This window comes from Nonomuraea candida (assembly GCF_000725485.1).
GTDB classification, from domain to species: Bacteria; Actinomycetota; Actinomycetes; order Streptosporangiales; family Streptosporangiaceae; genus Nonomuraea; species Nonomuraea candida.
The window spans coordinates 19894-28825 of record NZ_JOAG01000070.1 but is presented as its reverse complement, the minus strand read 5'-3'; the positions used below and the strand labels follow the sequence as shown (position 1 = coordinate 28825).

The window sequence follows — 8932 nt, the reverse complement described above, 5'->3', positions numbered from 1 at the left end:
AGCTCGTGGTGGTGCCGGAGTCGAAGGTGCGCTCACTGCTCGCGGCCCTGCTGACGTCCTGGGGACAGACGGTCTCCGCCGACCGGCTCGTGGACGAGCTGTGGGGCGACGCGGCGCCGGCGAATCCCACGGGCGCCCTGCAGACCCTGGTCTCGCGGCTGCGGCGGGCGCTCGGCCGGGCCGGGGGACGGGAGCTGGTGGTGCGCCGGGGCCCCGGCTACGTTCTCGACGTGGCGGACGACGCGGTGGACGCGGGCCGGTTCGACGCGCTCACCACGCGCGCCCGTGCCACCGCCGATCCCCGCGAGCGGGCCGGCCTGCTCACCGAGGCGCTGGCGCTGTGGCGCGGTCCCGCCTTCGCCGACTTCGCCGACGAGGACTTCGCGCGGCCGGCCATCACGCGCCTGGAGGAGCGGCGCCTGCTGGCCCTGGAGGAGCAGGCCGAGGCCCGCCTCGAACTGGGCGAGCACGGCCTGCTCGCCGGGGAGCTCGGCGACCTGACCGTCCGCCACCCGCTCCGGGAGCGGCTGCGCGCGGCCCACATGCGCGCCCTGTACGGCGCGGGCCGGGCCCATGAGGCCCTGGACAGCTACCAGGATCTGCGCCGCCGTCTGGAGGAGGAGCTGGGCCTTGAGCCGGGCCCCGAACTGGCCGCTCTGCAACAGGAGATCCTGCGGCAGGACCCGGCCCTGCGGGCCGTCCCGGCGCCCGCGCCCGCCCCGCGCCGCCACGACAACCTGCCCACCCCGGCCACCGGCCTGATCGGACGGTCGGAGTCCGTGGAGCGGATCCGCGCCCTGATCGCGGCGGGCCGCGTGGTGACGTTGACGGGCCCCGGCGGGGTCGGCAAGACCCGCCTGGCGGTGGAGGTGGCCGCCGGCCTGACCGATTCCTACGCCGACGGTGTCTGGCTGGTGGAGCTGGCCGCGCAGGCGTTCTCCACCGAGCCCGGCGTCCCGGCCACGGAAGACGAGCTGGCCGAGGTGGTGGCCGCGACGCTGGGGATCCGGGACGACGCCCATCCCGGCCCGCTGCCGGGCAGGCGGCCGCACACGCTGCTCGACCGGCTGTCCGACGCGCTCCGCACCCAGCGCCTGCTGCTGGTCCTGGACAACTGCGAGCACGTCGTCGACGCCGCCGCGGGCCTGGCCCGGGCGCTGCTGCGGAACGCCCCGGACGTACGGATCCTGGCCACCAGCCAGGAGCCGCTGAGCGTTCCGGGGGAGCAGGTCTGGACAGTGCCCCCGCTCGACCTGCCCCCGCCCGACCTGTCCGGGGACTCGGCGGACCCGGTGGCGCTGCGCGGGTCGAGCGCGGTGCGGTTGTTCCTGGAGCGTGCCGCCGCGGCCGCGCCCGGTTTCGACCTCACCGAGGACAACGCCGGGGCGGTCGCCGCCATCTGCCGCCGGCTCGACGGGATCCCGCTGGCCCTGGAGCTGGCGTCGACCCGGGTGCGCGTGCTCGGCGTGCGTGAGCTGGCCAGGCGTCTGGACGACCGGTTCCGGCTGCTCACCGGCGGCCATCGGGGCGCCCCCGCGCGGCAGCAGACCTTGCGCGCGATGATCGACTGGAGCTGGGAGCTGCTCACCGCGGCCGAGCAGGCGGTGCTGCGCCGGCTCGCCGTCCACTCCGACGGCTGCACCCTGGAGGCCGCCGAGGCCGTCTGCGCCGGCGAGGGCGTGAAGCCCGCCGAGGTGCTGGACCTGTTGACCCGCCTGGTCGACCGTTCCCTCGTGCTGGTCTCCCACGAGGCCGACGGCCCTCGGTACCGGCTGCTGGAGTCGGTCTCGGCGTACCTCCTGGAGCGGCTGCGGGAGTCCGAGCACGAGCGGGTACGCCGCGCTCACGCGCGCTACTACGCGGCGTTCGCCGAGCGGGCCGACCCCCTTCTGCGCGGCGCCGGCCAGCAGCACGCGCTGCGCCGCCTGGACGCCGAGGCCGCCAACCTCCGCAGCGCCCTCGACAGCGCCGCCGCCGACGGCGACGCCCGGCTGCTGCGCCGGCTCGTCCACGCGATGACCTGGTACTGGTTCCTGCGCGGCCGTCTCACCGAGGCCAACCGCTACCTCACGCTGGCCCTCGCCCAGCCGCAGGATCCTCCCGGACACGATGCGGACGCGGCGGACCCGGCGGAGGGAGCCGCGGCCGGCCGGGCGCCGGACCGCTCGGGGACCGTGGCCTGGCAGACCGGGATGAGCCTGCTGTCGGGCGCCCCCGACGGCCCGGCCCGCCACAGCCGCGCCGTCCTGGAGGTGTACGAGGGCATCCGCGACCCGCACGAGCGGACCAGGGCGGGCTGGCTGCTCGGCTTCGCGGTCACCCGGTTCGGGGACTTCGCGGTGGGCGAGGAGCTGCTGAACCGGGTGCTGGCCGAGTCCCGCGCGCTCGGCGACCGCTGGGCGCTCGCGGCCGGGCTCGGCACCCGGGGGATGCAGACGTACGTGTGCGGCGATCTCAAGGCCTCCCGGCGCGCGGCCGAGGAGAGCCTCGCGCTCTTCCGCGAGACCGGTGACCGGTGGGGGCAGTCGCAGGCCACGGCCGTGCTCGGGCGGGTCGCGGAGATCGAGGGCGACTATCCGCAGTCCGCTCACCTGCACCGGGAGGGGCTGCGGATGACCGAGGACCTGGGGCTGTGGACCGACGCCTCGATGCGCTGGTCCGAACTCGGCAGGATCTCCCTGCTGACCGGCGACCACGCCAGGGCCGAGGAGTTCCACGAGCGGGGCCGGCGTCTTGCCGTCGAGCAGGGAGACCGGCCGGCCGAGGAGTTCGCCGAGATCGGGCTCGCCCTGGGGGCGCGCCGGCAGGGCCGGCTGGACCGGGCGGAGTCGTACCTGCGCCGCTGGCTGGAGTGGAACCGGCAGTTCGACGCGGAGTACGGTGCGGCGCTGATCCTGGCCGAGCTCGGCTTCGTCGCGGAGCTGCGCGGAAACGCGGAGGCGGCACGCGCGCTGCACCTGGAGGGGCTGGCCGCGGCCCGGGACACCGGCGATCCCCGGGCGGTCGCCCTGGCCAGGGAGGGGCTCGCCGGGGCGTGGGCCCTCGCCGGACACCCCGTGCGGGCCGCGCGCCTGCTGGGTGCGGCGGCCGCGGCCCGCGCCTCGGCGGGCGCCCCGCTGCCGGCGGCCGAGCGTGGTGACGTGGACCGGATCAGCGCCGTGCTGCGGGCGGCGCTGGGAGAAGCGGGCTTCGAGGCCGCGTTCGACCAGGGCGTGGCCCTGGGCCCGGACGACGGCGCGGAGCGGCTCGACGCGTGACGGGACGCCGGGACCTGTAGCCGGAGTCCCTGGCCCGCGGCCGGCCGGCCCTCACCACCCCTCACCGGAGGCCGGGCACCTGGTGCGCTCCGGCTTGCCGCCGGTCAGGCCGGCTCACCGCCCCTCACCGGAGGCCGGACATCCGGTGCTCCGGCTTGCCGCCGGTCAGGTCGGCTCACCACTCCTCACCGGAGGCCGGGCACCGCCGGCCGCTGCGGCCGGAACGGGCGACAAGCTTCCGTGCTTTCGGCACCCACTCCTTCCCGGCATATATTTGGACGATAGTACTAGTTGTACTATCGTCCAAGTAATCGTGTCGAAGGAGGGTGTCATGCCACAAGTCACGGCCCGGCGAGCGGGCCCGCGTGAGTGGGCGGGCCTGGGACTGCTGGCGCTGCCGACGGTGCTGCTCGGCCTGGATGTCACCGTGCTGTACCTGGTCCTTCCGAGCATGGCCGAGGCCCTGAAGCCATCGGCGACGCAGACGCTGTGGATCATGGACGCCTACGGGTTCTTCATCGCCGGGTTCCTCATCACCATGGGGACCCTGGGCGACCGCATCGGACGGCGTCGCCTGCTGATGATCGGGACGGCCGCGTTCGCCGCGGTCTCCGTGTTCGCGGCCTTCGCCCCCAATGCCGAGCTGCTGATCCTCGCCCGGGCGCTGCTGGGCGTGGCCGGGGCCACGCTGATGCCCTCGACGCTGTCGCTGATCTCGAACATGTTCGCCGACGTGCGGCAGCGCGCCGTCGCGATCGGGATCTGGGCGACGATGTTCGCCCTGGGCATGGCCGCCGGGCCCGTGGTCGGCGGCGCTCTGGTCGACACGTTCTGGTGGGGGGCGGCGTTCCTGCTCGCCGCCCCCATCGCGGTCGTCGTGCTGGCCGGGGCGCGGGCGCTGCTGCCCGAGTACGCCGACCCGCAGGCGGGCCGCCTCGACCTGGCCAGTGTCGCCCTGTCGCTGGCCGCGATCCTGCCGGTGATCTATGCGATCAAGCACGCCGCGGCGCACGGCCCCGACCTCGGCACGATGATCCTCGCCGTCCTCGGCGCCGTGGCCGGGGTGGTCTTCGTGCGCCGCCAGCGCGGCCTGGCCTCGCCGCTCCTGGACGTCACGCTGTTCACGAGCCGGGCGTTCTCCGTGGCGCTGGCCGTGCTGCTGATCGGGCTGGTCGGGGTGGGCGGAACCATGTACCTGGTCACCCAGTACCTCCAGCTCGTCGAGGGCCTGACGCCGTTCGCGGCGGGCCTGTGGATGGGACCTCCGGCGCTGGCGATGTTCGCCGCGGCGATCGGCACGCCGCTCATCGCCAGGCGGATGCGTCCGGGGCTCGTCATGGCGATCACGCTCGGCCTTTCGGTGATCGGGTACGCGCTGCTGGCCACCGCGGGCACCGGGGACGCGGTGGAGGTGGTGGCCGGGTTCGCGTTCGTCTACCTCGGCCTCGGCGCGATCGCCGCCCTCGGCACCGACATGGTCGTGGGCGCCGCGCCGGCCGCGAAGTCCGGATCGGCCGCCGCGATGTCCGAGACCGTCCAGGAGCTCGGCATCGCCGTCGGCGTGGCCGTCCTCGGCAGCCTCACCACCGTCCTCTACACCACCCGCATGGCCGCTCCCCCGAACCTCTCGCCCGAGATCGAGGGGCGTCTCACCGAGAGCCTCTCCGGGGCGCTGTCGGTCGCCGGTCACGTGCCCGCCCACGTGCTGCGGGAAGCGCAGCGGGCGTTCACCGGCGGGGTGAACATCGCCTCCGCCGTGGCCGGCGTCGCGATCGTCGCGGCGGCCGTGCTCTGCCTGACGGCACTGCGGCATGTGCGTCCGCTCGGGGAGGATCAGCACGACGGGACGGAGCAGCGGTGATGCGCTCGACTACCCTGGAACGCACGGGAGGGGAGCATGAACGACGAGGGCGAGCACATCGACGGGCGCAAGGCCCGGGGCAACCGGCGCCGCGCTGAGATCATCGAGGCCACCCTCGCCGTCGTCACCCGCGACGGTGCCGCGGGAGTCACCCACCGCACCGTCGCCAAGCAGGCCGGCATCACCACCAGCCTGAGCACCTACTACTTCGCCACCCTCGACGACCTGCTCGTCGCGGCCCTGTCCAGCGTCGCCGACACCTACACCGCCCGCATCCGCCAGATCATCGACGGCCCCGGCGACAAGCTCCGCGCTCTGGCCGAGCTCATCGTCGAATCCGCCGGGCCCGGCCGCGAGCGCGCCCTGGCCGAGCGCGAGCTGTCCACCCTGGCGGCGCGCCGCCCGGCGCTGGCGCCCGTAGCCCGCCGGTGGCGGGAGGACGTCGCCGAGCTCGCGGCCACGCTCACCGACGACCCCGAGGCCATCGCCGCGCTCGTCGCCGCCTCCGACGGCCTGTGCACCGCCATCCTGATCGACAACGCCCCCGCCGACACCGGCTACGTGCACCGCATCCTGGCCCGCGCCGTCCACGCGCACCACGCCACGGCCGCCTCCTGACCGACCCGCCGCCCGGCGGACGCCGGCGGCCCGCGCTCCGGACGGACAGCGGACCGCCGCCGCCCGGCGGACGCCGGCGACCCGCACTCCGGACGGACAGCGGGCCCGGCCGCGATTAGCCCGCCTGACCTGTGGATACTAACCATGGGGGATGGAGTACGCCCGAACGAGGTCACTCAAGGTGATGTCATGATCACATACCGCTCGCACGCCTGTCCGGCGCGGTGGCTGGTCGTGCTCGTCGCGCTCTGGTTGGGCGTGGCGTTGTGGTCGCCTTGCTCTCCGGCCCCGGCGGCCGAGCCGGTCCGGGCGGCCTCGTCCGTCCACTTCGACGAGGAGCCCAGCACCGACGAGCCCGGCCCGCGCTGTCCCCCGCGCTCGCCCGTGAAGCGGCCGCGAGCCACGGGAGGGCCGGTGTGCGCGGTGCTCGCCGGCGGGCCGCCCGCGCACACCGTCAGGGCGGCGCAGGCCGTGCTCGAAGAGGTTCCCACCCGAGGGGACGGGCACACGGAGCGGCTGGTCCGGCTGAGCGTCTGGCGCGTATAGACCCGCGGTACCTCCTCGACCGCCAGTCATCCGCACCAAGCTCGAAGGGTGCTTCGCCATGCGCGAAACCGACGTGTTCTCGGAAATCTGGACGTTCATCTGCCAGCACTGTTCCCACGTCTGGCAGGACGAGTACGAAGCCCGCCATTGCGACGACGGCCACGGCGGCGACACCGTGTCCTGGCGTTATCGCGGTCTGTGCAGCATGCCGCCGTGGGCCAACGCGACGTGCGTCAACTGCGAGGCGGCGATGGTCAAGGTGCTGCCCGCGGTGCCGCCCGCAGTGCCGCCTGCGGTGCCGCCCGCGGTGCCGCCCGGATCAGGTGACCGGCGCCGGCCGGCAGGGACGGGTTCTGCCGGCTGATGCTGCCCCGCGCGGGTCGAAGGCCGGCCCTACCGCCACAGCGGCGACAGCCACCGGCCGTCGCCGGTCGGTAGGGTCGATGGCGTGGCAGGGGTGAAGGTCAAAGGGATCTCCTACGCATGCGACGGCGTGCCCGGCCCCGACTTACGGCGGGACCTGCGAGTGATCAGGGACGACCTGCACTGCACCGCGGTGATGCTGATCGGCAAGGACGAACGGGCCCTGCTCACGGCGGCGGAGGCCGCGCTCGGGGCGGGGCTCGGCGTCTACCTCCGGCCCGACCTGGCCGGCCGGTCCCGCGCCGAACTGCTCGCCGGCCTCGCCCGTACGGCGGGCGCGGCGGAGGCGCTGCGGGAGCGGCATCCGGACCGGGTGACGTTCGTGCTCGGCACGGAGTTCTCGGTCACCATGGCGGGCATGGTCCCCGGGCCGGGCGTCTTCTTCCGGCTCCGGGTCCTCATCCGCTGGGGGCGCTTCTTCCGGCGCCGCATCACCCGCGAGCTCGGCGCGCTGCTCGGCGCGGCCCTGGCCACCGTACGGAGGGAGTTCCGCGGCCCGGTCACCTACGCGGCGGGCTACTGGGAGCAGGTCGACTGGTCCGCCTTCGACCTCGCCGGCGTCAACCTCTACCGGATGGGCGCCGACCCGGCGGCGTACGAGGCCAGGCTGCGCGCGCTGCTGCGCGAGGCCGGCAAGCCGGTGGTCATCACGGAGTTCGGCTGCGGGGCGCACGTCGGGGCCGAGCGGCGGGGGCCCGGGTCGTTCCTGATCGTCAACTGGTTCGCCGACCCGCCCAGGGTCAAGGCCGGGCACGTGCGTGACGAGGGCACCCAGGCGCGCTACCTGGCCGAGCTGATCGAGCTCTACGGCAGGCACGGCGTGCACGGGTGCTTCGTCTTCACCTTCGCCATGGCCGACTTCCCCCACCGGGAGGACCCGCGCGACGACCTCGACATGGCCGGGTTCGGGGTGGTCAAGGTGGCGCCGGGCGAGCCGGGGAGCTGGGCCCGCAAGGAGGCGTTCGACGAGGTGGCCCGCCGCTACGCGGCCGGCTGACCCGTTCGGCCGTCGTCCTCCCCGTACCGGGACGTCAAGGGGTCGTTCGGCCCGCCTCCGATCGGGGAGGAGCGCGTCACGACCGCGGAGCTGGCGCGTGGTCTCGTGTCGTCGAAGGGGTGTGCCGCTGAGAGGTGATCGGGGCCGCGCGGCGGTCGTTCGCGGTGCTCGCCCATAATGGAACGGCACGTGCCGCGATGACAGCAGGGCGAGCGGGCTTGCCCTGCTGTCCGCGTTCGTGTGGCACGGCTTGTGCCGTTCTATTCGCCGGCCGGAGCCCGACCGCCACGTCACCGCGGCGACCTCCCCCTCAACCCCTGAAAGAGACCGATGACGACCATGCCGCAAATCGCCCGGATCGCCCATCGCCACGTCGACGTCGCCGGCGTCCGCGTCTTCTACCGGGAGTCGCTGCCCGAGCGGGCCGGCGCGCCGGTGCTGCTGCTGTTGCACGGCTTCCCGTCGGCTTCGCACCAGTTCCGCCGCCTCATCGACGTCCTCGGGGCCCGGTACCGGCTCATCGCGCCCGACTACCCCGGGTTCGGGCACACCGAGGCGCCCGACGGCTTCACCTACTCCTTCGACCGGCTCGCCGACGTCACCGAAGGGTTCGTGCAGAGCCTCGGCCTGACCCGGTTCGTGATGTACGTGTTCGACTTCGGCGCCCCGGTCGGCTTCCGCCTCGCCGGACGGCACCCCGAGTGGGTCGCGGGCCTGGTCGTGCAGAACGGCAACGCCTACGAGGAAGGGCTCTCGGACGGCGCCCGCGACTTCATCGCCCTGCGCCCGGAGACGCCGGGTGCGGAGCAGACCGTACGGAAGCTGCTCACCCTGGAAGGGACGCGCGGCCAGTACGAGACCGGCGTCGGCGACCCCGCCACGATCGCCCCGGACGGCTGGACGCTCGACCAGCACTTCCTCGACCTGCCCGGCCGCAAGGAGGCCCAGGTGGCGCTGGCCTTCGACTACCACACCAACGTCGAACGCTACGGCGCCTGGCAGGCGTGGCTGCGCGAGCACACCCCGCCGACCCTCATCACCTGGGGGACCGGCGACCCGTTCTTCCCCGAGCCCGGCGCCCGCGCCTACCTGCGCGACGTCCCCGACGCCGAGCTCCACCTCTTCGACACCGGCCACTTCGCCCTGGAGACCCACCTGCCCGAGATCGCCCCGCTGATCGCCGACTTCCTGGACCGGACCGGGGACACGCGGTGAGCCGCGCACGCCGCA

7 protein-coding genes are annotated in these 8932 nt (G+C 74.4%); all 7 read left to right on the top strand.

Going from position 1 to position 8932, the window contains the following annotated elements; translation table 11 throughout:
- The coding region (locus IO39_RS40990; RefSeq protein ID WP_043636153.1) for an AfsR/SARP family transcriptional regulator at window positions 1-3257 on the top strand (3257 nt) is incomplete at its 5' end.
- Window positions 3258-3588: 331 nt separating this feature from the next.
- The gene (locus IO39_RS40985) at window positions 3589-5118 is read left to right on the top strand and encodes an MFS transporter (protein ID WP_043636128.1); all 1530 of its coding nucleotides are present in this window, start codon (window positions 3589-3591) and stop codon (window positions 5116-5118) included.
- Window positions 5119-5154: 36 nt separating this feature from the next.
- Entirely contained in the window at window positions 5155-5736 is a 582-nt protein-coding gene (locus IO39_RS40980; RefSeq protein WP_043636124.1) for a TetR/AcrR family transcriptional regulator, read from the top strand.
- Between the two features lie 189 nt (window positions 5737-5925).
- A complete protein-coding gene (locus IO39_RS40975) occupies window positions 5926-6282 on the top strand; it encodes a hypothetical protein (RefSeq protein ID WP_043636122.1) in 357 nt (118 codons plus the stop codon).
- 58 nt (window positions 6283-6340) lie between these two features.
- Window positions 6341-6646, top strand: a complete 306-nt coding sequence (locus IO39_RS55405) for a hypothetical protein (RefSeq protein ID WP_157549639.1) — start codon at window positions 6341-6343, stop codon at window positions 6644-6646.
- Between the two features lie 84 nt (window positions 6647-6730).
- The gene (locus tag IO39_RS40970; protein ID WP_043636120.1) at window positions 6731-7702 is read left to right on the top strand and encodes a glycoside hydrolase family 113 protein; all 972 of its coding nucleotides are present in this window, start codon (window positions 6731-6733) and stop codon (window positions 7700-7702) included.
- Between the two features lie 330 nt (window positions 7703-8032).
- Window positions 8033-8917 (top strand): alpha/beta fold hydrolase, encoded by an 885-nt coding sequence (locus IO39_RS40965; RefSeq protein ID WP_043636118.1) that lies wholly within the window; start codon window positions 8033-8035, stop codon window positions 8915-8917.
- Window positions 8918-8932: the final 15 nt, after the last annotated feature.

What these genes read in the sequence shown, in the direction of transcription:
- IO39_RS40985 (WP_043636128.1), top strand. Translation starts at nt 3,589, where the DNA reads ATGCCACAAGTCACGGCCCGGCGAGCGGGCCCGCGTGAGTGGGCGGGC.
- IO39_RS40980 (WP_043636124.1), top strand. Translation starts at nt 5,155, where the DNA reads ATGAACGACGAGGGCGAGCACATCGACGGGCGCAAGGCCCGGGGCAAC.
- IO39_RS40975 (WP_043636122.1), top strand. Translation starts at nt 5,926, where the DNA reads ATGATCACATACCGCTCGCACGCCTGTCCGGCGCGGTGGCTGGTCGTG.
- IO39_RS55405 (WP_157549639.1), top strand. Translation starts at nt 6,341, where the DNA reads ATGCGCGAAACCGACGTGTTCTCGGAAATCTGGACGTTCATCTGCCAG.
- IO39_RS40965 (WP_043636118.1), top strand. Translation starts at nt 8,033, where the DNA reads ATGACGACCATGCCGCAAATCGCCCGGATCGCCCATCGCCACGTCGAC.